At 66.2% G+C, this 24,884-nt stretch carries 22 protein-coding genes and 1 pseudogene; 11 read left to right on the forward strand and 12 right to left on the reverse strand.

Annotated elements, in window-relative coordinates; translation table 11 throughout:
* Nucleotides 1-23: 23 nt before the first annotated feature.
* Genes dmpG through ACO2Q0_RS00575 form a run of 3 tightly spaced genes read right to left on the reverse strand, consistent with a single transcriptional unit; the run spans nt 24 to nt 2,697 of the window.
* Nucleotides 24-1,070: a 4-hydroxy-2-oxovalerate aldolase gene (gene dmpG, locus ACO2Q0_RS00565; protein ID WP_423349532.1), complete on the reverse strand. Its 1,047-nt coding sequence runs from the start codon at nt 1,068-1,070 to the stop codon at nt 24-26.
* On the reverse strand, nt 1,067-2,011 hold the full coding sequence (locus ACO2Q0_RS00570) for an acetaldehyde dehydrogenase (acetylating) (RefSeq protein WP_423349533.1): 945 nt from the start codon (nt 2,009-2,011) through the stop codon (nt 1,067-1,069). Before ACO2Q0_RS00570 ends, dmpG begins: the two co-directional genes overlap by 4 nt.
* Nucleotides 2,008-2,697 (reverse strand): 2-keto-4-pentenoate hydratase, encoded by a 690-nt coding sequence (locus ACO2Q0_RS00575; RefSeq protein WP_423349534.1) that lies wholly within the window; start codon nt 2,695-2,697, stop codon nt 2,008-2,010. Before ACO2Q0_RS00575 ends, ACO2Q0_RS00570 begins: the two co-directional genes overlap by 4 nt.
* 193 nt (nt 2,698-2,890) lie before the next feature.
* Here ACO2Q0_RS00575 and ACO2Q0_RS00580 point away from each other — a divergent pair, with 193 nt between their 5' ends.
* A complete protein-coding gene (locus ACO2Q0_RS00580; RefSeq protein ID WP_423349535.1) occupies nt 2,891-3,721 on the forward strand; it encodes an IclR family transcriptional regulator in 831 nt (276 codons plus the stop codon).
* Between the two features lie 659 nt (nt 3,722-4,380).
* Here the strand turns inward: ACO2Q0_RS00580 and ACO2Q0_RS00585 are convergent.
* A complete protein-coding gene (locus ACO2Q0_RS00585; protein ID WP_423349536.1) occupies nt 4,381-7,866 on the reverse strand; it encodes a TonB-dependent receptor domain-containing protein in 3,486 nt (1,161 codons plus the stop codon).
* Nucleotides 7,867-7,998: 132 nt separating this feature from the next.
* Between ACO2Q0_RS00585 and ACO2Q0_RS00590 the strand changes: the two genes are divergently transcribed.
* Nucleotides 7,999-8,307, forward strand: coding sequence for a CC_3452 family protein (locus ACO2Q0_RS00590; protein WP_293467481.1), 309 nt, complete (start codon nt 7,999-8,001; stop codon nt 8,305-8,307).
* 172 nt (nt 8,308-8,479) lie between these two features.
* Here ACO2Q0_RS00590 and ACO2Q0_RS00595 read toward each other — a convergent pair whose 3' ends face one another.
* From ACO2Q0_RS00595 to ACO2Q0_RS00610, 4 genes are read right to left on the reverse strand one after another with little or no spacing between them, the layout of a single operon-like run.
* Entirely contained in the window at nt 8,480-8,908 is a 429-nt protein-coding gene (locus ACO2Q0_RS00595) for a PaaI family thioesterase (protein ID WP_257817783.1), read from the reverse strand.
* 27 nt (nt 8,909-8,935) lie between these two features.
* The gene (locus ACO2Q0_RS00600; RefSeq protein WP_423349537.1) at nt 8,936-10,066 is read right to left on the reverse strand and encodes an NAD(P)H-dependent flavin oxidoreductase; all 1,131 of its coding nucleotides are present in this window, start codon (nt 10,064-10,066) and stop codon (nt 8,936-8,938) included.
* 60 nt (nt 10,067-10,126) lie between these two features.
* On the reverse strand, nt 10,127-11,752 hold the full coding sequence (locus ACO2Q0_RS00605; protein ID WP_423349538.1) for a flavin-containing monooxygenase: 1,626 nt from the start codon (nt 11,750-11,752) through the stop codon (nt 10,127-10,129).
* Entirely contained in the window at nt 11,749-12,321 is a 573-nt protein-coding gene (locus tag ACO2Q0_RS00610) for a TetR/AcrR family transcriptional regulator (RefSeq protein WP_257838496.1), read from the reverse strand. The genes ACO2Q0_RS00605 and ACO2Q0_RS00610 overlap by 4 nt, the downstream gene beginning before the upstream one ends.
* 277 nt (nt 12,322-12,598) lie before the next feature.
* On the opposite strand from ACO2Q0_RS00610, the gene ACO2Q0_RS00615 reads away from it, so the two are divergent.
* The 9 genes and pseudogenes from ACO2Q0_RS00615 (at nt 12,599) to ACO2Q0_RS00655 (ending at nt 21,641) form a co-directional block, all read left to right on the forward strand.
* The gene (locus ACO2Q0_RS00615; protein WP_423349539.1) at nt 12,599-13,720 is read left to right on the forward strand and encodes an acyl-CoA dehydrogenase family protein; all 1,122 of its coding nucleotides are present in this window, start codon (nt 12,599-12,601) and stop codon (nt 13,718-13,720) included.
* A complete protein-coding gene (locus tag ACO2Q0_RS00620; protein WP_423349540.1) occupies nt 13,713-14,906 on the forward strand; it encodes an acyl-CoA dehydrogenase family protein in 1,194 nt (397 codons plus the stop codon). The genes ACO2Q0_RS00615 and ACO2Q0_RS00620 overlap by 8 nt, the downstream gene beginning before the upstream one ends.
* Nucleotides 14,907-14,951: 45 nt before the next feature.
* The gene (locus ACO2Q0_RS00625; protein WP_257817776.1) at nt 14,952-16,571 is read left to right on the forward strand and encodes an acyl-CoA synthetase; all 1,620 of its coding nucleotides are present in this window, start codon (nt 14,952-14,954) and stop codon (nt 16,569-16,571) included.
* A gap of 35 nt (nt 16,572-16,606) precedes the next feature.
* Nucleotides 16,607-16,894 (forward strand): annotated as a pseudogene (locus ACO2Q0_RS00630) (enoyl-CoA hydratase/isomerase family protein); the annotation flags it as partial.
* An 85-nt stretch (nt 16,895-16,979) separates the two neighbouring features.
* Entirely contained in the window at nt 16,980-17,357 is a 378-nt protein-coding gene (locus ACO2Q0_RS00635; protein WP_423350504.1) for an enoyl-CoA hydratase-related protein, read from the forward strand.
* A gap of 28 nt (nt 17,358-17,385) precedes the next feature.
* Nucleotides 17,386-18,948, forward strand: a complete 1,563-nt coding sequence (locus tag ACO2Q0_RS00640; protein ID WP_423349541.1) for an acetyl-CoA acetyltransferase — start codon at nt 17,386-17,388, stop codon at nt 18,946-18,948.
* 59 nt (nt 18,949-19,007) lie between these two features.
* A complete protein-coding gene (locus ACO2Q0_RS00645) occupies nt 19,008-19,832 on the forward strand; it encodes an alpha/beta fold hydrolase (RefSeq protein WP_423349542.1) in 825 nt (274 codons plus the stop codon).
* 67 nt (nt 19,833-19,899) lie between these two features.
* Nucleotides 19,900-20,778, forward strand: a complete 879-nt coding sequence (locus tag ACO2Q0_RS00650; protein WP_423349543.1) for an alpha/beta fold hydrolase — start codon at nt 19,900-19,902, stop codon at nt 20,776-20,778.
* The gene (locus tag ACO2Q0_RS00655; RefSeq protein ID WP_423349544.1) at nt 20,775-21,641 is read left to right on the forward strand and encodes a tetratricopeptide repeat protein; all 867 of its coding nucleotides are present in this window, start codon (nt 20,775-20,777) and stop codon (nt 21,639-21,641) included. Before ACO2Q0_RS00650 ends, ACO2Q0_RS00655 begins: the two co-directional genes overlap by 4 nt.
* 2 nt (nt 21,642-21,643) lie before the next feature.
* Here ACO2Q0_RS00655 and ACO2Q0_RS00660 read toward each other — a convergent pair whose 3' ends face one another.
* The 4 genes from ACO2Q0_RS00660 to ACO2Q0_RS00675 form a co-directional block, all read right to left on the reverse strand.
* Nucleotides 21,644-22,336, reverse strand: coding sequence for a hypothetical protein (locus ACO2Q0_RS00660; RefSeq protein ID WP_423349545.1), 693 nt, complete (start codon nt 22,334-22,336; stop codon nt 21,644-21,646).
* 107 nt (nt 22,337-22,443) lie between these two features.
* On the reverse strand, nt 22,444-23,064 hold the full coding sequence (locus ACO2Q0_RS00665; RefSeq protein WP_423349546.1) for a chromate transporter: 621 nt from the start codon (nt 23,062-23,064) through the stop codon (nt 22,444-22,446).
* A gap of 6 nt (nt 23,065-23,070) precedes the next feature.
* Nucleotides 23,071-23,751, reverse strand: a complete 681-nt coding sequence (locus tag ACO2Q0_RS00670; protein WP_423349547.1) for an alpha/beta hydrolase — start codon at nt 23,749-23,751, stop codon at nt 23,071-23,073.
* Nucleotides 23,752-23,921: 170 nt separating this feature from the next.
* Nucleotides 23,922-24,617, reverse strand: coding sequence for a superoxide dismutase (locus ACO2Q0_RS00675; RefSeq protein ID WP_423349548.1), 696 nt, complete (start codon nt 24,615-24,617; stop codon nt 23,922-23,924).
* Between the last annotated feature and the right edge of the window lie 267 nt (nt 24,618-24,884).

Consider the following 24,884-nt stretch of genomic DNA (forward strand, 5'->3'; position numbering starts at 1 on the left):
TTTTCGCTTCGTCTTGATTAGATTTAACGAGTTTCTTTTCCCGGCCTTGCCTGGGAGGCGAGATCCAGGGCGACATCGACGATCATGTCTTCCTGTCCTCCGACCATGCCGCGACGTCCGAGTTCCACGAGGATGCTGCGGACATCAACGCCGTAGGTGTCCGCCGCACGCTCTGAATGCCGCAGGAAGCTTGAGTAGACGCCGGCATATCCGAGGGTCAGGGTCTCGCGATCCACGCGAACGGGGCGGTCCTGCAGGGGGCGAACAAGTTCGTCCGCCGCGTCCATGAGCGTGAAGAGGTCGGCGCCGTGTGGCCAGCCGTACAGATCCGCCACTGCGATGAAGACCTCCAGCGGGGCGTTCCCCGCCCCGGCGCCCATACCCGCCAAACTGGCGTCCACGCGGGTCGCGCCAGCCTGGACCGCCGCGACAGAGTTCGCCACGCCGAGGGAAAGGTTGTGATGGGCGTGGATGCCACGTTCCGTCTCTGGCCTGAGGACCCGGTCGTAGGCCTCGAGCCGCGCCGTGACGCCATCCATGGTAAGCGCGCCGCCCGAATCCGTGACGTACACGCAATTCGCGCCATAGCTCTCCATGAGGAGCGCCTGCTGCGCCAGCTCTTCTGGACAAGCTCTATGGCTCATCATCAGGAAGCCGGCGACGTCCATGCCGAGGTCGCGCGCGAACCCGATGTGTTGTCTGGAAATATCGGCTTCCGTGCAATGCGTCGCGATACGAACCGACCGCACCCCCGCGTGGAATGCGCGCTTCAAGTCATGAACCGTTCCGATGCCGGGCAGAAGGAGGGTCGTAAGTGTCGCGTGGGTCAGTTGTTCAGCAGCGGCGGAAATCCACTCCCAATCCGTATGGCGGCCAAAGCCGTAGTTCAGCGAAGATCCGGCGAGACCGTCACCGTGCGCGATCTCGATGGCGTCCACCTTGGCCGCATCCAGCGCCTTGGCGATCTTGATGACGGCGTCCAGACCGTACTGATGGCCTATCGCGTGCATGCCGTCACGCAAGGTGACGTCCTGGATATAGAGCTTCCGCGGCTGCGCAATTGGGGTCACGCGCGCACCGCCCCAGCCCGGGCCGCCGCCACGCGCTCTGCGGTATTGAGGGCGGCTGACGTCATGATGTCCAGATTTCCAGCATAGGACGGAAGATAGTCTCCGGCGCCTTCGACTTCCAAAAACGTCGTAACCTTATACCCGGTGAATTTTTCGCTCATGTCTGGAATATAGATCGGCTGGTTATCTCCAATGCGCTCGATCTGAACTTCTTGTTTTAGCCTGTATCCCGGAACATAGGCCTGAACGCTTTCGACCATCTTTACTATAGCTGCCTTGATCGCCGCAGGCTCTCCCCCTTCAGCCAGGCAGTACACTGTGTCGCGCATAACCAGCGGGGGCTCGGCGGGATTGAGGATGATGATGGCCTTGCCGCGATCGGAGCCTCCCACCGCAGCAATGGCCCGGGAGGTTGTTTCGGTGAATTCATCGATGTTCGCTCGGGTGCCTGGCCCAGCCGACTTCGAGGCGATGGACGCCACGATTTCCGCATAGCGGACGCGCGCCACTGAACTTACCGCGGCGACGATCGGGATCGTCGCCTGGCCGCCGCACGTGACCATGTTGAGGTTCTGTGCGTTGAGGTGAGCGTCTCCGTTCACCACGGGGACGACATATGGGCCGACCGCCGCAGGCGTCAGGTCGATCATGACTTTGCCGTCGGCGAGACAGATCTCCTGATGCCGCGCGTGGGCTGCGGCCGAGGTTGCGTCAAAAACGATTTGGACCTCGGGCCAGCAGTCAAGTTCGCGCAGACCGTCAATGCCGCGGTCGGTTGTGGCCACTCCCAGTCGCTTGGCTCGCGCTAAGCCCTCTGAGGCGGGATCCACGCCCGCGAGGCCCCCCAGCGCGAGGTGGCGAGATCTCCGTAGGATCTTAAACATCAGATCCGTACCAATGTTGCCGGACCCGATGATCGCGACCTTCGTCTGTACGCTCACGCCGCTACTCCGTACTTGAACCCGCAATCGCCGAGGCCGCCGATGGAGACCCCGACTGAATCCCCCGGCGCGAGCGACACCATCGGCCCAAGCGCGCCCGTCAACACCAGGTCGCCCGCCCGCAACGGCTCGCCCCTGGTCGCGAGCGTGCGCGCCAGCCATGCGGCGGCGTTGAGCGGACTGCCAAGGCAAGCGGCGCCAACCCCCATCGAGGCCAGCGCGCCATTGACCTCGAGGATCATTCCGCAAGTCCGAAGATCGAGATCTCGTAGGGGGATACGTTGCCGGCCCAAGACGAAGAATGCTGAAGACCCGTTGTCTGCCACGGTGTCGGCGAACGTTATCTTCCAATCCTCGATACGACTGTCGACTATTTCGATGGCAGGTGAAATGTGATCAACGGCCGCGACAATATCGCCAATGCTTATGTCTAACCCGTCCAGATCCCTGCCCAAAACAATGGCGATCTCCGCTTCCGCTTTCGGCTGAAGAACCTTCTTCGGATCTAATTCTCCGCCATCGATGATTTCCATGTCAGAAAACAAAGCCCCGAAGTCAGGTTGGTTGACGCCGAGCTGCTTTTGCACAGCTTCGGATGTCAGACCTATCTTCTTGCCGATGATCCGGCGGCCGGCCTCTACCCAGTAGCGGGTATTGAGGCTCTGGACGGCATAGGCGCCTTCCATGTCCGACGGAGCAAGGCCGTCTCGCAGGGGCGGAACAGGCCCCCGGTCGTAGGCCTGCCGCAGACGCGCGGCCAAGTTGCCAAATGTCTCAGACGCCATTTGGGCGCCCCTCCCGATTTTGTGTTTTGTTGGGGCAAGCGTAGAGCTCACAGGCATGGACCAGCAATGAGTGCGGAACAGGGAGTCCCACATCGTGAGAACGCCAAGCGAGGCCCCATGGTCTCAGGATCACACGAGCGGCGCCGCAGCTCTGGCGAAAGCGCTGGATCTGTGGCTGCGCCTTACGGCCGAGCCCGACCGATCTCTCCGCGAGGTCGCGGCGGATCTGCGGATTCCAGCTTCGACCGCCTATCGATTGATTTCCGTCTTCGAGAGCCGAGGCCTTCTTGCGAGGATTGGTTCGGGGAAATACGCCGCCGGCGGAGCGGTGGCACAGGTCGCGGGGCTGACGGATTTCAACAGCCTAGTAGCGGCGATGAGCCGACCGATCCTGCGCAAGTTGGCGTCTCAATTAGCTCGCACCATCCATCTTGGCGTACTTGAGGAGGATATGGTGACATACTTGGTCAAGGAGGGCGTGCATTCAGAACTCCTGTTCACACGGGAAGGTATGCAACTCGAAGCGTATTGCTCTGGTATTGGAAAGATCCTCCTGGCCGATCTACATGAGCAACGCTTATCCCAGTATCTGGGTAGTGGAGAATTTGTGGCTTTAACCAAGCATACGATAACATCGCCTGATCAGATACGTGAAGAACTTGAGACGGTTCGCGCATTGGGCTATGCCTTTGACAATGCCGAAGTGGACGAGGATTTGTACTGCGCCGCCGTGCCCGTGCGAGATGGCAATGGGCGTGTCGTAGCGGCAATCTCGGCTTCCGGTAAGAACACGCGCTGTGATGATCTTGATTTGATCGAGGCGCTTAAGCAGAGCGCCGGAGAAGTTTCGGCGCGCCTGTTGGCGCTAGGCGCGGTTTTTTCACGACACATCGACGATCGAAATGGTTCTGTGGCCGCTGAGTGAACTGATAGATTCCCGCGAGGACCCCGACCGTTGGTCCCGTCTCTTGAGCCCTTGCATGGCTCGTTGAGGGTGAAGATGCGTCGCCGGTCCACCCAGTAGTCCGCGAGCGTCAACGAGGTGATCGCCCACCTTCATTCCATGTGTGTCGCACTCATCGGCTACATGCTTCCAAGGCCCCTTGGCTGCCAATCGGCGCGGCGATCCGGCGAAGCCCGACCGTTGCCGCCCGACGGGTGGACGCAGCCAGCGCACATAGATCGTGGCCGTGGCTCAAGGCGTCCGGCAGGTGAACCACCAGTTGAAGACTGCCAGCCGCAAGCTGCCACCCTCGTGAAACAGCTTGGCCGACCCGAAGCGATGCCGTCCGAGCAGCATCACGCGGGCGATGCCGTGCCTGGAGATGTGTGTCATGCCTGTTGGCGCCATTTGCCATCGACCGGCTATCCCTGGTCCCGCCTCGCCGTGCACCTCCACACGCACGCCAACTTCGCCTGGGGGCAGGCGATCGGCGTCCGGGCTCAGCGGCCCGGTGGGATAGACCTGAACTAGGGGCAGCTTCACAGTGAATCGCGCCGCCGCCTCGAAAAACGCCCGCTGAACGGAACACCGGAAGCAGGAGCGCCGCTCGCCAGGGAGCGACGCCCCTGCGGATCGAAGCCCTAGAATGTCTTTCTGATGCCGACCTCGACCACACGGCCAAGCGGGTTTCCCGAGGTGTAGTCGTAGTTGTACTGGCTCGGAACGTACGGCGGGTCCTTGTCGAAGACGTTCTGGATGCTCGCCGTCACCACCGAGTCCCACGGCGCTTCCCAGCGCACGATCAGGTCGTGCTGCCAGAAGGCCTTTGACTTGCCGACGGGCAGGAGGTCGCGCCCAGCGCACGACGTGGAAGCGCCCGCGCAGGCCGCCGCGCCCGTTGTCGCGGCCGAATTTGGGACGGTGACGAACAGCGGCGATCCGAAGGCAGGCGATGTGCCTTCCGAGAACCGCGTCTGCCAGCGCACCGAAAGCGGCCCCTTCACGAACGCCGCGAAGGCGTTGGCCTTGAGCTCGGGGTAGGAGAAGAAGTCGTTGATCAGGTCGGACAGACCTGCGCGGTCCTCCTCAGGCGAGATAGGGATGTCTGCGCCGAGCATGGTCACTTCGCCGCGCTTATATTCGATGAGGTAGGTGGCCTCGCCTCCAACAGCCCAATGGCCATCGAACCAGCCGTCCCAGTCGTACTGCGCGCGGAACTCCACCCCGGAAGTATCCGTCGTCGGGCCGTTGACCACAAAGCTGCGGAGGCGGGCCACGTTCGCCGCGCCGCAAGCGCCGGCGAACGTAAAGCGGGCTTGCAGCGCTGCGAAGGCCGGATTTCCGCAGTTCACGTTGGACGCGCCCGGGAACATTGTGGCGTACAGGCGAGCGCCACTTTCCTCGATGATCTCGTCCTTGAACTTGAAATTAAAGTAATCGACGGTGGCGGAGAAGCCGCCGATATCCAGGATGGCGCCGACATTGAAGGTGTCGGCCTTCTCGGGCTTCAGGTCGGGATTGCCACAGCTCTGGAAGGCGCGGTAGGCGCTTCCGAGCACGCGCACGCCATTATTGCAGTTGTTGCCAACCAGGCCCGGCCCGGGCGCCCGGAAGGTGGTGCTAGCCGTGCCGCGCAGCGCAAGCCAGTCGACCACCTGCCATTTCAGGGCCACCTTGGGGTTGGTGGTGGAGCCGACGGCGCCTTGGTAGTCCTCGTGGCGGATCGCGAAGTTGACGTTGATGGCGGCCGTGACGGGGAACTGCAACTCAGCGAAGATCGCCTTCACATTCGCGTCGTCGTCGCGGTCGGAATCGGACCCGAAGAACTGTAGGGGCCCACTTTCATCGGCGCACGCCGGGCGGTCCGGGCATGGCGTCTCCGCCGAATTGAAGAGGGCGCCGTACTTCCGAATCTCCTGGGTGTAGCGGTATTGCGCGCCGGCCGCCCAGGCTACGGGGCCGCCGGGAAGCTCGATGCCGCTTTCGCCCGAGAAGACGACGTCGGCCACGAGCAGCCGGTTCGTCAAGACATTGGTGTAGTTTCCGTACAGCCAGGCGACCACCTGCGGGTCGTTCGCCACCGACGGGTTGAAGAACGGATTGGCCGCGCCATTCACCACGCTTGTGGCGACGCCGTTGGTGAACGGATTGAAGTAGTAGCACCCCAACGCGGCGTTGCCGGCGCCGGTCGTGAAGTTGGCGGTCTCGGCCGCGCTACAGCCGCCCGGATCGTCTGCCTTGGCCCCGAAGCCGCGCAGGGCCAGCTGGATATTGCGGACCAGGAGGTCGTTCGTGTTCGAGGTGTTCTTCTGCTCCATATAGGTGAGCGCCGTGTCGTAGTTGACGCTTCCGAACACCTTGCCCTGGAAGCCGCCCGAGACACGGAAGCCGTCGTTCTGGATCGACTGGTGGTCGGCCTTGTCGGGGTTGAGCGGATGGCCGGCGAAGGCGATCGCGCGCCAGCCGAGCTGAACGATATCCACCCCCCGGGCGCCCAGGGGCGCGCCAGGCTGGGCGCCGACGCTGCTGTTGGCGGTGGCGCGGATCGCCGCGCATTGCGCGGCGGTCAACGGCGCGGCGCAGCTGTTCAGCAAGGCCACGAGGCCCGGGTGGTTGGCTGGAATGTTGTACGGAACTGAGAAGTTAGGGCCGTTGGGAGCTGTCGGCGAGAATGAAGTGCCGCCCGCCGAAACTGGCGACGGATATTGGGCAGTCAGGTTCGCAGGCGAAATCCGCTGGACCGGCGTGTCGTTCTTCGTCCAGGCGACTTCCCCGTGGAAGGACATGGTCTCCGAAAGATCGAAGTTCACCTCACCGTAGAGTTGGTAGTGGTCCTCCTCATTGACCAGGTCGTTGAAGTTGGAGAACTGGAACCGGCACGTGGAACTGGATGTCGCTGGATTCTGCGGCCCCGTCGGCACCGCGACCGTGGCTGTGGCGCCCTGTCCTAGCGTGCCGTTCAGCGGATTCTGGTAGGTCACGTTGTTGGTGAGGACGCCGCCCAACTCCTCGCAGCCGTTATCGCGGAAGAGGTTCGCTCCGGCGAGGAACAGGCCGGGGTTCGACGCCCCGGTCCAGCCCCCTGCGCCTGCATAGCCGCCGAAATCAAACGACCGGAGCGCCCAGTCGCGGTCATGGATGTCAAGCCGCGAACGGTGGCGGTACCCGCCAGTGAGCAAGACGTTGCCGTTGTCGAACTGCTTGCCCCACGCCGCGTCGAGCCGGTAGTCGCCGTCCGAGCCGTCGATGAAGGCGTATTCGGCGCTGACCTCGAGGTTGTCGAGATCCTTGCGGGTGATGAAATTCACCACGCCCCCGATGGCGTCGGAGCCATAGGTGGCCGCCGCCCCGTCCTTGAGGATCTCGATCCGCCCGACGGCGGCGGTCGGGATGAAGTTGAGGTTGGCGCCGCCGCCTTGGAAGGCGGCTACGGGGCTGTCAGCGAGCCGACGGCCATTCATCAGGGTCAGCGTCCGTGCCGCACCGAAGCCCCGCAGGTTGATCGTCGCCGTCCCCGCGCCGCCGTTGTAGCGGTTGCTCTCGCCCAGCGCCGATTGCGACGAGGTCACGTTCTTGACGAGCTGGACGACCGTCGGCGAGCCCTGCTCCTCCAGGTCCTCTGCGCTGAGCACGTCGACGGGCAGGGCCGCGTCCTCGGGCGTGCCGGCGATAAAGGAGCCGGTCACGACGACTTCCTCCACTTCGGCCGGTTGGCTGGTCTGGGCCTGGGCGTCCGCCAAGCCCGCGCCCCCGAAGGAGATGGCGATGGAAAGTATCGAACCACCGAATAGGTGACTACGCCTGGTCAAGATAGACTCCTCCCTGTTTTTTCTCACTTCTTTGATTGTGTCTTCTGAGACCGTGCGGCATGGAAGCCGCCGAAATACGAACTGAGTACGATGAAAGGCCGGAGGCTGCGCATTGCAGCGCCCCGAAGGTCCGTGTCCGAAGCCAAGGTACGCGCGAAACGCTCGACACCTTCGCGTCCTCCAGTCGCGACGATGCTGCATCTTCGGCGCAGCAGACGGGACATGTAATCTTCGTTGCTTTAGCTTCGCCGCACTTTCCGGGTCACGCAATGAGAAAAGCGGGGCTGTGAGCTGCGCCGTCGGTGCGGCGGCGAACAAGCGCCCGCGACCAAGGGAGACACGAAGGGGACCGGCGCCGCCAAAGCTGACCTTCCGCACCTCGAGTTTGCGCTGTATGTTACAATCATACTCAGCGTCCTGAGCTGCGGCGTCGGAAATGGAGGGTACAGGGTGAGGTTTCTGAAAGCATCTGTCGGAGGGCTCCTGGCGACGCTCGCAATCGTTGCCGCGGGCCAGGCCGCTGAGCCGGTTGTGGCGCAGTTAGAAACCGCGCTCAAAGAGCCCTTAAAGATCGTCGCTGGCGGCGCTGTGTTCAATTGTCAGGACGCCCGCTGCGTGGCTCGGGCTCGGACCAACCAGACACTGAGCGTAAGCGCCTGCAAGCAACTCGCGAAGCGGGTCGGGGTGATCACTGAGTTCGGCGACTCCCGCGACAAGCTTCCCGCAGAGAAGCTGGCCGCCTGCAGACCCAACCGCTAGCCAAGGCTTCAGACCTCACCCGGACGCTGACGGCTGCTATCCTCTGCCGGCGCTTAGTCCGGCATAGATGCTGATCGGTCGCCCACGCACTGCGGACGGTGCGGCCGGGCGACCGCCGGTCATCTGCTGAAGCCCCTCGGGCGGCGGCGGGTGCGCTGGCCTTTGGGTCCCGCTATTCGCCCGTGAGATAGACGCCGCGGCCGCTGGCGTATAGGTCACCGCCAGCGCTTCGCACCATGCTTTCGGCCACTGACAGCCGCCGCCCAACCTTCACGATCCTTGAGGATGTGAGAATGGGCCCAGCGGTCGCCGGACGGTGATAGTCCACCGAGAGTGTAGCGGTCGCGGTGACCCGATGGCCGTGAACCAGCAGGACGTAGAACCCGGCGAGATCGATCAACGAGGCCAGAACGCCCCCATGGACGGAACCGATGCGGGGGTTGGAGACAATCTCGTCCCGCCAGGGCATCGCGAGTTCGAGGCCGTCGTCCGAGAGTGCCACGATGTCCAGGTCCAGCCAGTTGTGAAAGGGGGCGGCCCGCAATGCCGCCTGCCAGGCCTTGACAGGGGCAGCGCCAGGCAGCTCAGCGTCATCGGTCACCGCACGTCTCCCCAGCCCATCGCCCACTCAACAGAACTGACCGGCTCGCGTGAGGCTCTCCTCCGCGCTCCTGACGAGATCCTCCAGCACTTCACGCGCCGGACGTATCTGCCGGATCAAGCCGAGCCCCTGGCCAGCAAAGCCAGGCGCGATATCCTTGCGTTCCGCCTGGGTGGCGGCTGCGAGAACCGGTCCGGAGATCATCGACTGATAGGGCATCGGGAGGGGCTCCTTGCCGGCGTCGACCCAGGCCTGCGCCCACTTGTTCCGCACAAGCCTCGCGGGCTTGCCGGTCACGGACTTCGACACCACGGTGTCCGTGTCGCCGGATTCCACAAGGGCTTCCTTCTGGAACTGATGGATGCCGGCTTCCTCGGTCGCGAGAAAGGCCGTTCCAATCCAGGCGCCTTCGGCGCCAAGCATCAGCGCAGCGGCGACCCCCCGCCCGTCGGCGATACCGCCCGCACCAAGGACCGGCACGCGGCCCGCGAGCGCATCCACGACCTGCGGGATGAGCGCCATGGTGCCGACCGGGGAGTTATGGCCGCCGCCGTCATGACCTTGTGCGACAACCACATCCACCCCGGAAGCCGCCACCTGCAGAGCGTGCTTCACTGAACCGATGACCGCCATGACCTTGGTGCCGTTCTCGCGCATCCGCTCCATCCACGGGCCCGGATTGCCAAGCCCGGCGGCATAGACGGGGACCCTCTCCTCGACGACCACCTCCATCTGCTCCTCGAAGAATTCCTTCGAGAAGAACATCGGCCCGCCTTGCCCGTCGGCGTTGGACCGCCGTGGCGGCCGCGCCACTTTCGTCAAGCCCTCCTGGCGCATGAACTCGTCCGCGAAGGATTGGTATTCGCTCGCGAGGTCCAGGGGCGACGGCTTCCCCGGCCCCGCGGTGTCCCTCCCATCGCGCCGCACCGACGCCGGCAGAAGGGTGTCGACACCGAATGGCTTATCGGTGAGGGATCGAACCTCGCGGATCCACTCGCGCAGTTCCTCGCGCGAGCAGGCCGCCGCGCCCAGCACGCCAAGCCCGCCTGCATTCGAAACCGCCGCCGCCAGCCGCGGGACGCTGGCGCCGCCCATCCCGGCGAGCACGATCGGATACTGAATGCCGAAGATATCGCAGATGCGGCTATGAAGGGGCATGGGTGACTCCTGTCTGCGAGGGGGCAGTCGACGAACCCTGCGTTCGCCGATCCAACCGGGTCATGTCCGCACCACCCGCCTTGAGGCGCGGTCCGCCGATCCCGAGAGACGGAACCCGCGGTATCCGTCCGCCGCCACGGTGTTGCAGATCTGTCGGTAGTGGCCGCCGACGTAGGGCATGAAGACCCGCGGCTTTCCGGGGATGTTCGCCCCGATGTACCAGCTGTTGGCCTTCGGGAAGAGGGTCTGGTCGGCGGCCTCGTTGACCTTGCGGACCCAGTCCTCTTGGGCCTGCGGGTCGGCCGCGATGGCATCGACTCCGTTGGCGTCCAGCCACGCCAAGCAATCGGTGATCCATTCGACGTGCTGCTCGCAGCTGCTGATCATGTTGGACAGCACCGAGGGGCTGCCCGGACCGGTGATGGTGAAGAAGTTGGGGAAGCCGGCGACTTGCAGTCCCAGGTATGTCTTGGGCCCGTCCCGCCACCCCTCGGACAAGCTGAACCCGCCCTCCCCGCGGATGTCGATGTTCAGTAGCGCCCCCGTCATGGCGTCGAAGCCGGTGGCGTAGACGACGGCGTCGACCGGATACTCCTGCGCCTGCGCCTGCAGCCGCACCCCGGCCCGCGTGATCGCCTCGATGGGCGCCTTGCGCAGGTTCACCAGGGTGACGTTCTCCTGGTTGAACACCTCGTAATAGCCGGTGTCGACGCAAATGCGCTTGGCCCCGATTGGATGATCGTCCGGCAGCAGGGCCTCGGCCACGTCCGGGTCCTTCACGATGTCGCGGATCTTCTCGCGCACAAAGTTCGCCGCCGCGTCGTTCGCGATCGGGTTGGTCAGTAGGTCCGCCAGCGCGCCGAGGTAGCCGGCGCCGCCGATGTTCCAAAGCTCTTCGAACCTGGCGCGCTGCTGTTCGGCTGTTAGGCTGCGAAACGGGCTGCCGCCGGCGATCCCCGCCGTGCCCTCCAGCACCATCTGCCGGTAGGCCGGGTACTGCTCCCAAAACGCGGCGTAATCCTGCTCGGTCAGCGGCGCGTTTCGGGCCGGGACGCTGAAGTTCGGCGTGCGCTGGAAGACGTAGACGTGGTGTGCGGTCTTGGCGATTTCGGTAATCGACTGGATGGCTGATGAGCCGGTGCCGATCACCGCCACCTTCTGCCCCTCAAAGGTGACCGGCTCGTGCGGCCACGTGCCGGTGTGGAAGGTCCGGCCCTCGAAGTTGTCCTCGCCGGGGATGCCCGGCGCGCGAGGCATCGACAGGCAACCCGTCGCCATGATGCAGAAGCGGGCGGAGACGCGATGACCGCGGTCCGTGGTCACCGTCCAATGGCGGGCAGCCTCGTCCCAGACCGCCGACGTCACCTTGGTTTCGAAGGCGAAGGCCCGCTTCAGGTCGTATTTTTCCGCCACGAACTCGGCGTAAGCCAGGATTTCGGGCTGGGCGGCGTACTTCTCGCTCCAGCGCCATTCCTGCTGCACCTCGGCAGACCAGGTGTAGGAGTAGAAGAGGCTCGGGATGTCGCAGCGCGCGCCGGGATAGCGGTTCCAGTACCAGGTGCCGCCAACGCCGCCCGCGGCATCGAAGCCCTGGACGGTCATGCCGAGCTGCCGCAGCCGATGGACCATGTAGAGGCCGCCGAAGCCAGCTCCAACCACCACCGCGTCCACCGCGTCAGTGCTCACAGGCCTTCCTCCCCCGGCCCTGGCGCGCGCACGGGCAAGGTTTTGGCGCCCACGCCCGCGAGAACGACCTCGACGATCGAGTCGATGAAGCCCTCGATCTTCGCCAGCATCGCCTGACGAAGACGGCGGGGCGTCGTCCGGACGTGGTTGGTGACGCCCCCGACCACCAGATCCATGATCAGACCCGGGTTGACTGATGCGGCGAGCTCGCCCCTGGCGATCGCTCGCCGGATGATGTGCCGTCCCTGCGCGATGGTGGCCTCCGCATAGGGACGCAGGAACGCCAGGAGCTCGGGATGTTCGGCCAAGTCCAGGCTGATCCGTGGATGCGCACCGCTGAACGGACCCGTGAGGGTTTGAGCCACCATGCGAGCGAGGGCCCGCAGATCTCCCTGCAGGTTCCCGGTGTCGATTTTCGTGACGGCGAGCCAGCGCGCCTCGAAGGTCTGCCTCAACAGTTCGCCACGGCCAGGCCACCGGCGGTAAAGGGACGCTTTGCCCACCCCCGAGCGACGGGCCACCGCCTCGAACGAGAAGGCGGCCCAGCCGCCCTCCGCATAGACGGCCATCGCCGCGTCGAAGACCCGCGCCTCAATCGAAACGTCTCTTGGCCGTCCGCGGGCGGGCGAATCTGCACTCGACGCCAAAAGGCTCAAAACGTCCGCTCCGGATCGCCCATTCCTGTTTTAGACGAGAACCGTCCGATAATTCCGGCGCCACGTCAACGCGCCCCTCCAATAGCGTCGCCATGTCGCGGCGCATGGGTGCAGCCGAGGACATCAAGCTTGCCGAGCAGTCCTCAATGCTATTTTGTGACGACGGTCGTCTATAAATCAGGCGTGAGCTATGCCGGCTTTGACCATCGAGGAACGCTCGGCCCTGAGGGCGGCCATTGGCAGGCTCCTGGATGACAGGAGCACGCTCGCGGATGTTCGGCGGGTCATGGATAGCCGCGAGGGCTATGATGCCGCTCTGTGGCGTGAGCTGGCCGCTTTCGGCCTGCTCGGATTGGTGATCGACGAGGAATACGGCGGCGCAGGCGCCGGACCCGTGGAACTCGAGTTCATCATGGAGGAAGCTGGCGCGGCGCTGCTTTGCGCGCCCTTCCTGTCGAGCGCGGTTCTGTGCGCGGAGCTTCTACGCCGGCTGGACGACGCCGAAGCGTCGGGCCGACTTCTTCCCGAGATTGCCGCGGGCTCTGTCATCGCCGCAGCCGCCCTGACGGGGCCCCGGGGGTGCTGGACACCTGATGGGGTCGCCGTGATCGCCAGCCCTGACGCCGAAGCCTGGCAACTGGACGGTGAGGCAGCCTTCGTCATCCACGGACACAGCGCAAACGTGCTGCTCGTGGCGGCGCGATCCGCCGGCGGGATCGATGTCTTCGAAGTGGATCCCGGCGCAAGCGGGGTCAGCCTGAAGTTGCTTCCGACTTTCGATAGGACCCTGCGGCTCGCGAATCTGACTTTTGACGGCGCCGCAGCCAGACGGATCGGCGAGAGCGGCAGGGGCTGGCAAGCCATCGAGGCAGCGCTCGATCTCGCCCGCGTGGCGATCACCGGCGAGCAGGCCGGCGCAGGTCAGCACGTCCTTGCTTTCACGGTCGACTACGCCAGGACACGTATCCAGTTCGGACGGCCGATCGGCAGCTTCCAGGCCATCAAACATATGGCTGCGGATCTTCTCCTGGAGTCGGAAAGCGCCATCTCGGCGGCCCGCTATGCCGCCACCCAACTCGCGGCAGCGGCGCCCGACGCCAAGGCGGCCGTGGAGCTGGCGGCCTTCGCCTGTTCCGAGGCCTTCGTGAAGATCTGCGCCGATGCGATCCAGATGCACGGCGGAATCGCCTTCACTTGGGACCACCCGGCTCACCTCTACCTGCGCCGGGCTCGGGCCGACGCGCAGCTGTTCGGCGCGCCGACCCTCCACCGCGACCGCTACCTGCGAGAACTGGAGGCCGCCGATGGCTGACGACGCCGCGCGCTCCGTTGCGGAGGACAACCTGCGGGAGGAAGTCCGCGCGTGGCTGGCGGCCAACTGGACAGGCCCACTGCAAAGCGAGGCAGAGCGCCAGGCCTGGTTGGCCAAGGTCGTCCAGGCTCGCTGGGCCGTCCCCCGATGGCCGGCCGAATGGATGGGCCGGAGCCTGAAGGACGCCCAGGCGCGCATCGTCGAGCAGGAGTTCGCCGCGGTCGGCGCGCCCGGCACGGGTCAGGACCGCACCAACCTATGGGCCAACACCCTGCTCGCGGGCGGAACTCAGGCTCTGAAGGAGAAGCTGATCGTCCCGCTGCTGCGCGGCCAAGTCGGCATGTGCCTGCTCTATTCCGAGCCGGGCGCGGGCTCGGACCTGGCGGGCGTCCGCACCCGCGCCGACCGCGTTGGCGACCACTTCGTGGTCAACGGCCAGAAGGTCTGGACCAGCTACGCCGCCACGGCCGACTACGGCATGCTGATCGCCCGCACGAACTGGGATGTGCCTAAGCACGGTGGGATCAGCTTTTTCTTCCTGCCCATGAAGCAGCTGGGGGTGGAGGTGCGGCCGCTCCGCCAGGTCACCGGGGAAAGCCAGTTCAACGAGGTGTTCATCACGGACGCCGTCTGTCCTGAGGAAAACCTGCTCGGCGAACTCGGCGAGGGCTGGGGCGTGCTGCAAACTGCCCTCGCCTACGAGCGTTCAGCGATGGGCGAAGCCGCGCGCGGCCCTCGCAGCGGCGTGCCCGAAGGCTCAGGCGAGCCGCTTATCGCGCTGGCGCGGGAGGCGGGCATGCTCGGTGATCCGCTGATCCGTCAGGAGATCGCCAGGGTGATCGGCCTCAAAAAACTCAACGCGCTCAACGCCTCCCGGGCGAAGGCGGACTTGAAGCAGGGCACATCCTCTCCGCTCATGAGTCTCGGGAAGCTGGCGATGAGCCGCATCCTCCACGAGGAGGCGCGTGTCCGGACGCTGATTCTCGGCGCCGGCAGCCTCCTGGAGGGGCCCGAGCACCCAAGGGCCGACGACGCCAACTTCCTGACGCTGAACGCCTACTTCACGTCCATCGGCGGCGGCACGGACCAGATCCAGCGCAACATCATCGGCGAGCGGGTCCTCGGCCTGCCGAAGGAGCCGGAGGTCGATCGGCATATTCCGTTCCGCGAGGTTCGCACGAGCTAGGGCCGCCAAGCCCCGGCGGTGACAAAGACACTGGGAGAAGAGAGCGTGGGTTGGAATTTCGGCGACATTCTCGAAGCCGTCGAGCCGGTTTTGCCGGTGGACGCACCAGCCTTCGTTCACGGCGAGCGAACCATCCCCTGGAGCGAGGCAAGCCGGCTCTCCAACAATCTGGCCCGCGCCCTGATCGCCCGCGGCGCGACTCCAGGCGACAAGATCGCCGTCTACATGCGCAACCGGCCGGAATACATGCTGACGGTCGCGGCGGGCTTCAAAGCGCGTCTGACCCACGTCAACGTCAACTACCGCTACACGCCCGACGAGGTCTGGTACATTTTCGACAACTCCGACGCCCAGACCGTGGTCTACGCGCCCGAGTTCCGCGAGGCGGTCGCCCAGATCCGCGAGCGCCTGCCCAAGGTGAAGACCTGGGTCGAGGTCGCGACGAGCGGGCAGACCGCACCCTTCGCCGAAAGCTTCGACGCACTTGCCGGCGAAGGCGAAGGCTCGCCCCTGAACATCGAGCGCTCCGGGGACGATCTGTTCTTCATCTACACCGGCGGCACCACCGGCATGCCCAAGGGCGTGATGTGGCCGCACCACGACCTGCGCGAAATCACCCTCGGCGCCGCTCGCAAGATGGGCCCCGTGCCCGAGACGCTGGAAGCGCTCGCCGAGCACACCCGCAAGGTAGGCCCCGGCGGGCGGGCGCTGATTGCTCCGCCTCTGATGCACGGCACGGGCCTGCTTACCGCCATGGGCGCGCACCTGTCCGGCGGCTGCGTAATCACCCTGACGGGCGAGAGCTTCGATGCGGTCGAGACGCTGGAGGCCATCGACCGCCAGCGCCCACAATCGCTGACCATCGTCGGCGACAGCTTCGCCCGCCCTCTCCTGAACGCCCTCAACGCCAACCCAGGCCGCTGGGACGTCTCCAGCTTGGCGACCGTGGTCTCGTCGGGAGTGATGTGGAGCCTCGAGGTCAAGCGCGGCCTATTAGAGCACATGCCACAGGCGACGCTCAGCGACGCCTTCTCCTCGTCCGAGGCGCTCGGCATGGGCAGCTCGATCATGACCAAAGCCGGCGAGGTGCAGACCGCCAAGTTCATGATCAGCGAGCGCTGCCGCGTGTTCGACGAGAATGACCAGCCGGTGACGCCAGGATCGGGCGTACGTGGACTCGTGGCGCTCGGGCCGCCCAACCCGGTCGGCTACTACAAGGACGAGGAGAAGACGGCGCGCACATTCCGGGTGATCGACGGCGTCCGCTATTCCATGCCCGGCGACTGGTGCATCGTCGAGCCCGATGGCGCGCTTACTCTGCTGGGCCGCGGCAACGCCTGCATCAACACGGCTGGCGAAAAGGTCTTCCCGGAGGAGGTCGAGGAGGTCCTGAAGACCCATCCCAGCATCGAGGACGCCCTGGTGGTGGGCTTGCCTGATGAAAAGTGGGGTCAGGCGGTCACCGCTGTCGTCGACCTCGCCCCTGGCCAGGCGCTGGACGAGGCCGCCCTGAAGGCGCACGTGCGAAGGTCGCTGGCAGGCTACAAGACGCCAAAGCGAATTTTCGTCGCCGACCGATCCCTCCGCGTCAGCAACGGCAAGGCCGACTACGGAGCGGCCAAGGTCTGCGCCGAAGCCGGAGCCCGCGAGGCGGTGAGCGCATGAGCGAAGCCGTCCTCGTCGAGCGTCGTGAAAAGGTGATGATCGTCACCCTCAACCGGCCCGAGGCCCGTAACGCCGTAAACCGCGCAGTCACCGTCGGGGTAGGTGAGGCGCTGGAGGAGGCCGGCCGCAACCCGGAGATCTGGGCGGTGATCATCACGGGCGCCGGGGATCAGTCCTTCTGCGCCGGCGCCGACCTCAAGGCCCTGGCCAACCGAGAGCCGTTCGCCGTGGGCGAGCGCGAGCGGGCCTGGGGCTTCGCCGGCTATGTAGAGCACCACATCTCCAAGCCGACCATCGCGGCGGTGAACGGGACCGCGCTCGGCGGAGGCACCGAGCTGACCCTGGCTAGCGATCTGGCCGTCGCCTCGGAGACCGCCACCTTTTGGTCTGCCAGAGGTCAAGCGCGGCATCCTCGCGGCCGCCGGCGGCGCCTTCCGCCTGGGCCAGCAGCTGCCGCGCAAGATCGCCATGGAGATGATGCTGACCGGCGAGCCGATCTCGGCCCCACGGGCGCTGGAGCTCGGCCTGGTCAACGCCGTCGTGCCGCAGGCGCAAGTGATGGACGCAGCCCTGAAGATGGCGGCGCGGATCACCGCCAACGCGCCGCTGGCGGTGCAGGCCTCGAAGCGGATCGCGCTCGGAATCCAGCACGGCGAGATCGCCTCCGAGGCGGCCGCCTGGGCGCAGACCCGCGCCGAGATCGGGACCGTGATGCGCTCCGAAGACGGTCGCGAGGGCCCGCGCGCTTTCGCCGAGAAGCGCGCGCCGGTTTGGCAGGGCCGCTGAGAATTCAGTTCGAGGTGAGGGACGCAAGATGAGGGACGACGCCGCGCGCATTCCGGTGATCGTGGGGGTGGGCCAGCTCAACGACCGGCCAACGGACCCGCGGCAGGGCCTGGACCCCATCGGCCTGATGGAGGCGGCTCTGCGCGAGGCCGACCGCGACGCCGGGACCGGGTGGATCGCCCGGCTGGACTCCCTGGCCGTTGTCGACCAGCTGTCTTTCCGCGAGCTTGGCGACGTCTCGAGCCCACTCGCGGCCAAGCTCGGGGCGAAGCCGAGGCTCTGCTACAAGAGCTCCTACCCCGGCGGCGACACGCCCATTCTAATGCTCAATGAGGCGGCACGCCGGATCGCCGAAGGCGAGATCCAGGTCGCCGCCGTGGCCGGCGGCGAGGCGCTGCGCACCGCCGCCCAGCTGGCCGCTCTCAGGACCGGAGATGATCCCTCTGCCCACAATCCGCTACGCCAGGCGACCAGCGGCGCCGGCCAGCCCTCCCTGCGCCAGCGTTACGGTCTGACGGCGCCGGTGGACGTCTATCCACTCTACGAGAACGCCGGCCGCGCTGCCTACGGCCAGACCTTCGCGGAAGCCCAGGCCGAGAGCGGCGCGATCTGGTCGCGGTTCTCCGAGGTCGCCGCGGAGAATCCCGGCGCCTGGATCCGCAAGCCGACAACGCCGGAGGCGATCGTGACCCCCTCCGCGGAGAACCGGCCCATCGCCTTCCCCTACAACAAGCTGATGGTCGCCAACTCCTCGGTGAACCAGGGCGCCGGCTTCATCGTCGCCAGCCTGGCCGCCGCCCGCCAAGCGGGCATTCCGGAGGACCGGCTAGTGTACGTCGGCGCAGGCGCAGCAGCCCACGAACCGGGGGACTACCTGAAGCGCGACCGCTACGATCGGTCGGTCAGCATGGCCGTCTCGCTCAGCCGGGCGCTGGACCTGAACGGCGTCACCCCCTCGGACCTGGACCTGGTCGAGCTCTACAGCTGCTTCCCGTGCGTGCCGAAGATGGCGAGGCGGGTGATCGGCTGGCCGGTGGAGAAGCCGGCCACCGTCGTCGGCGGCCTGACCTTCGGCGGCGGGCCGATCGGCAACTACATGAGCCACGCCGTCGTCAGCATGGTGCTGAAGCTGCGTGAGAGGGGCGGCAACGGCCTCCTCTTCGCCAACGGCGGGTACGCGACGAACAATCACACTATCGTCTTGGGGAGAGAGACCTTCCCGCTCGACGTCGTCCGCCGGGACTTCGACTTTCAAGCGGAGGCCGACGCCGCCCGCGGATCGGTCCCCGAGCTCGACGAGACTTACGCCGGTCCCGGGATCATCGAGACCTACACCGTTCTCTATGAACGCGACGGCCGGCCCAAGTTCGGCGTCATCGTCGGGCGGGGGCCGGAGGAACAGCGGTTCCTGGCGAAGGTCCCGCCCTCGGACGAGGCGGGCATCGCCTTCCTCACAGACGGCAAGTTCGAGCCGGTGGGATCCCAGGGCGATGCGGCTCTCGAGCCGGACGGCGACTGCATCTGGAGCATCAGAAGCGCGGCGACTGGGCTTGGCGCCCCGCCCGCGGCCGCGTCGGGAACCGAAGCATGAACGCTCGCCCCCCGGATCCCAGTCAACGACTGATCGACCTCCCCGGCCGGGGCGGGGCCATGGGCGCCCTCGATTTTGGCGACCCGAACCGTCCGGTCGACGTGGTCTTCTCCCACGCCAATGGATTCAACGCCCGCACGTATCGCACCATCCTTGCGCCACTGGCGCTCCGCCACCGGGTTTTGGCGCTGGATTTGCGCGGGCACGGCCGCAGCACGCTTGCGACGCATGCGGAGGGGCGCTCGACTTGGACCGACATCGCCGAGGATCTGCTCGCACTTACGGAGGCCATCGACGCCCGCAACATCGTGCTTTCGGGGCATTCGATGGGGGGGACGGCCAGCCTCCTGGCCACCCACATGGCGTCTGAGCGAATCCGGGCTCTCGTGCTCTTCGAACCCGTCATCCTGTCCCGCGAAGCCGCCGAGCTGGCCCGCAAGGGCCCCGTCAACTCGCCGCTTGCGGACGGCGCGCGCCGACGACGAGCGACATTCGCCTCCCGGCAAGAGGCGCTCGAGGCCTACCGCGGACGGGGAGCGTTCAAGTCGCTCAACGAGGCACAGCTGGAGGATTACGTGGCCGACGCCTTCCGCGACCGGCCGGCTGGTGGTGTTGAGCTCGCCTGTTCGCCGGAATGGGAGGTGAGCAACTTCGTCTCCCACGGGCATGACGCCTGGTCGGCCCTGCTCGCTCCGGGGCCTCCGGTGCGCATCCTGCGGGCCGAGCACGGATCGACCTGCGCGTCACTCGCGGCGGCTGACACAGAGCTGAGCGCGGCCGGCAGAATTTCGATGGACCAGGTGAATGGCGCCACTCACCTGCTTCCCATGGAACATCCCGAGCTTGTTCGGTTCGAGCTCGAACGGGCTGTCGAGACCAGGTGAGCGGCGACAAGCCGCCGACCACTGAAGGGAGGCGCCGACCAGTATCGGCGCAGGGGAGATTCGATCTATGGAAACAACGACCGTCCTGAAGCCAAGACGCATCGACTTCGAGCTCGGAGCGGGGGTCACCCTCGCAGCTGATGTGTTCGGCGCGGATCGGCTCGGCGTGGTCATTCTTGCGCACGGCGGAGGCCAGACCCGCCATTCGTGGGCCGGCGCTGCGCAGAAGCTCGCGGCGGAGGGCTGGGAAGTCATCGCGCTCGATCTCCGCGGTCACGGCGACAGCAGTTGGGCGCCAGGTGGCGACTACGGCATCGAACGGTTCGCCGCCGATCTTGTCGAGGTGGCGAGGCGTCAAAGGAGGGGAGCCCACCTGGTCGGAGCCTCGCTCGGAGGACTTGCCGGACTGGTGGCCGAGACGCAGGTCGCCCCCGGCGTCTTCCGCTCCCTGACGCTGGTCGACATCGTGCCCCGCATGGAGCCCACCGGCGTGGCCAGGATCATGGGGTTCATGGCCGCCAACTTGGAGCAGGGATTCGAGAGCCTCGAGGCCGCGGCTGAGGCCATCGCCGCCTATGTTCCACACAGGCCGCGCCCTACCGACCTTTCCGGTCTGCGCAAGAACCTGCGCCTCGGCGATGACGGCCGATATCGATGGCACTGGGACCCGAGCTTCGCCAGCGGGGTTCGGCGTGATCGGACAGAAGAAGGAATGGCTGCGCTCGAGGAGCGTGCCGCTCGGATCCAGATTCCGGTGCATCTCATCCGGGGCAGGTTGAGCGAGCTGGTGTCCAGCGAGGCTGCCAGAGCGTTTATCGAGCGCATTCCCGGAGGCGTTCTCACCGACGTGGCCGGCGCTGCGCATATGATCGCGGGGGATCGTAACGACCGCTTCACCGACGCTGTGCTGAGCTTTCTCAGCAGGGTGGCGGAGCTCGCCGAGTGAGCGATAGCTCAATGGCGCCGAAGGGACACGGGGCGCCGCCAGCGCGCCCCCGGACAATCGAGGAAGCGCTGCATCAGGCTTCCGCGGCGCTGCTGGAGGGGCGCTTCGAACCGGCCGAACGCCTGGCGGCCGCGGTCGTCCGATCGGCGCCGGGAAACGGGACCGCCGTCCGCCTGCTCGCCCACGCGCTTCTGCTGCAAGGGCGCTACGCTGACGCCATTCCCGCCCTGCAACGCGCGACCCGGCGCAATCCTGACCCGGAGCTCGAGGCGCTGCTGGCGCGGGCGTTCAACGGCGTCGGCCGGGAGGATGAAGCGCTGACCCAACTGCAGCGCGCCGTCACCCGGCGGCCTCCGTTCCCGCTGGCGTTCCTGCAACTGGGTGAGATGCTTGGCGAACGAGGTCGCTTCACCGAGGCGACCGCGGCTTTCGAGGCCGGGCTTGCCGCGATGCCCGGCGAGCCGAGCCTCAGGGTGGGTCTAGCCTACCTCCACCTCAGACGTCAGGACCACGCTGGGGCACGTGCGATCCTCGAAGATCTGCTGGCCGAAACGCCAGACCGACACGACGTCCACCTCGCTCTTGCCCGAACCCTGGCGCTCGAAGGCGACCAAGCCGCCGCGAGCGATCTCTACGAGCGGGCCCTGACCATTGGGCCCGACGATCCCCTCACCCGCCTCGCGTTGGCCAAAAGCCTGCTCGAACAAGGCAGGCGCGCGGCAGGCGAGGCTCATCTTCGTGCGGTCGTTCGAGCCGCGCCCCAGCTGTTGGGCGCTGCGATCACGACTCTATCCAGCGCGCCGCACGGGCGACTCTTCCTGAATGCCAGCACGGCAGCGGCCTTCTTGACGAGCAGGGGCTGATCTCAGGCCCGGAAGCGGCGGCGATAGACCCCGCGCGCGCGCCGAATTGCATCGAGGGTGGCTTGAGCATCGTGGCTTTGCGCCTCGTCCAACGTCGCCATTTCCACATCCCAGCTCTCTCGTTTGACCGGAATGCAGTGCGCGATCGGCGTCCCCTTGGGCAGAACGCCCTTGAACTTCGGGTCACGCCAAAGGGCGGGAAAATGAGTCCCCAGGTTCGAAAAGCGATCGCAGTCCACCAACCCGGTGAGCGTCACGAACGGGAGATCGTGGCGGTTCAGCGGGTGGGTGAACAGCACGGAGTAGCCGGCCGGGACTTCGATGGCCCAGGGGTTGTGGAACTTCACGATGAACTGGTCTTGTTCCGCAAAGGGGGCCCCGGAGATCTGGACAGGGTCGTGGAACAACATCGGCGAGCGCGGGAACTCGACGCTCCGGCCCGCGGGAAGCTCCATATCCCAGGTGAACTCTCCGTCCTCCACCCGCACGTCACACATCAGTGGCATCAGGAACCCCGTGGTCATCGCATCGAGGAGCGGGGGACATCGCTTCGCCGTGTCTTCGTTCCTTCCGAGAAGGGCGCTGAACGCCTCGGCTGGCATAGACTTCAACCAACCGGGAAGACCCTCCGCGGCCGGCACGGGCAACGGGAGCAGATCCTTGAGCTCGCTTGGGCACCGGAAGATCAACCGCACGCACTCAAGTCCTTGCATCTGGGCGCGCCAGGCGCGCGGCGATATCAGCCCAACGCAGTCTGCCCCGCGACGGCGCCCCCCTCAAGGCCTGGATGACGTCCACTGGCTCATCGTGCGGACAAGCCCCGCCCGACGCGTCCGCCAGGGACCCTATTGCCTGTCGTGTTCGAGCACGGCTTGGAAGATTCCCTCAGGGGTCCGACACGGTAGGCCGGCGGCAACTCGCCGATGGTAGACCGCGTGCCCGCCGCGGCGATGCCGATCATCACCGGGTTCTTCAGCGAGCGCTTGCCGACCCGAACCACGGCCTGCAGCACGATGGCCAGGACGGCGGCCTTCAGCCCGAAGAATAGGGCTGAGACCATGCCGACGCCGCCCAGCAGGGCGTGGAGGATGCTCAGGCCCATGATGGCCAGGAAGCCTGGCAGCATGAAGAGGACGCCAGCCAGCAGGCCGCCCGCTGTGCCGTGCATCAGCCAGCCGATGTAGATGGCGAGCTGCTGCGCCTCGGGCCCGGGCAGCAGCATGCAGTAATTCAGGGCGTGCAGGAACCGACGCTCGCCCAGCCAGCGTTTCTCCTCCACCAGGATGCGATGCATCATGGCGATCTGGCCGGCGGGACCGCCGAAACTCAAGGCGGCGACGCGGGCCCAGACCTTCATCGCCTCGCCAAAAGAGACGCCGTGGTGGGTGACCGTAGGCTGCGCCGGGTCGGTCGCGATGCTCATGCGCACTCAGTCCTTCGATGACGGGGGAACACCGACGGGGGCGATGACGCCGGCCTGCCGATAGAACTGCGTGAGATCGGCTGCGAAGCGCCGCCAGTCCCAGGGGACGTCGTGGTCGACGCCCGGATAGCTGATCAGCGTCACATCGCCGGCGGCCTGCCGCGCCAGAGCCTGGACGTGGGTGTGCGGGATGATCTCGTTGCCTTCCCCATGCACAAGCGGGATGGGGCCTGGGTAGCGCTTGACCGCGGCCATGTTGTCGAAGCGGCTGCGGGCCAAAATAGGCGGGATCAGGTAGCGCCCGAACAGGTCGGGGCTCTTGAACGCCGATACCATGACCAGCGCCCGGACGGGCCGCCGGTTGGCGAGGCCGGCGGCGACCGCAGCGCCCAGCGAGTGGCCGTGAGTCGCGATGCGCGCACGGTCGACCTGCGGCTGAGCCGCCAGCCAGTCGAAGAAGGCGTCGGCGTCCTGCGCCAGGGCCGTCTCGCTGGGCTTGCCCGAGGAGCGGCGATAGCCGCGATACTTGACCAGCAGGATCGCCCCCCTGGCCGGTGTAGAAGTCAGCGTACTCGAGCTTGTTCTCGATGAAGTCGGAGTTGCCGTGGAAGAAGAAGACAGCGGGCGACGGCCCCGCCGCGCTCGCGCCAGGCGGCAGGGCGAGCCAGCTCTCGACCCGTGATCCATCAGCCGTCGTCAGCCAGTGCTGGATGGCGTTGGCCGGCGGCGGTCGGTCCATCGCGCCTTCGGCGGCATTGGGGAGACGAACTCGTCTTGGAAGGCGCCGACGGCGGCGCAGCCCGCCAACGCGATGGCCGCCAGAGCAGCGCCCGCGATGAGGCCGAGCCGCCGCACCGTCAGACGACGACCTTGGCGAAGCGGGCGTTGGCCCCCTTCCAGGCGAACGCCTTCATGTAGGCGTCAACGTAGGCGGCGGCCTTGGCGCCGTAGTCCATGTGATAGGCGTGCTCGTACATGTCGAGCGCCAGCAGCGGGCGACCATCGGCCAGGGTCTGGGTGTGGTCGGAAGCCCACTGGTTGACGAGCCGCTGGTCGCGTTCGCTCCAGGTGAGCAGCACCCAACCGGACCCGCCGCCCAGCGCCTTGCCCATGCCGGCAAACTCCGCCGCCCAGCGGTCATGGCTGCCGAAATCCCGCTCGAGCGCGCGCCCCAGCGGGGCCGAAGGCGCGTCGCGTTCGCCAAACCCCTCGAAGTGCACCTCGTGCAGGACCATCGAGTTCCAGGCCAGCAGCTCCTCGCGCTTCAGCCCATTCACCAGGAAGGTGGGCGCCGTCGCCATGTCGAGCTTCGCGAAGTCGGCCTTGATCGCTCCCAGCCGCTTCACCGCGCCGCCGTAGTTGTTGTCGTAGTGGCTGCGGATGAGCTTCTCCGACAGGCCCGGTACTTTGGCCGGGTCGAAGGGCAGCGGCTTGGGGGTGAAGGCCGCCGGAGCAGGCGCTCCACGCTCCCCTTGAGCCGCGGCAAGCGAAGGCGCGGCGGTCGCAAGGCCGGCGGCGGCGGCCAGCAGGGTGCGGCGATCCGGATCGGTCATCATGTCTCTCCTTCAGAGGTCTCGGGGCGCCAGGCATGGCGTTGAGTCTCGGCGGCTGCGGCCGGCGCCGACCGGGTCGGGTCTTGATGAGGAAAGAGTTCAGAAAGGCGACCGTCGGTCCAGCACACGGCGGACTCTGAAGGAGCGGATTTTGGACGGGCGCGCCCCTCTGGCCGGGCGATCCGCGAAGCCCGATCACTTTGGAACGCTTGCCGCAAAATCACCGCACGAGCGCAGGCGTCCTAGAAGGCGCTCGACATCCTCAAC

The organism is Phenylobacterium sp. VNQ135 (assembly GCF_049445735.1).
GTDB lineage: Bacteria > Pseudomonadota > Alphaproteobacteria > Caulobacterales > Caulobacteraceae > Phenylobacterium.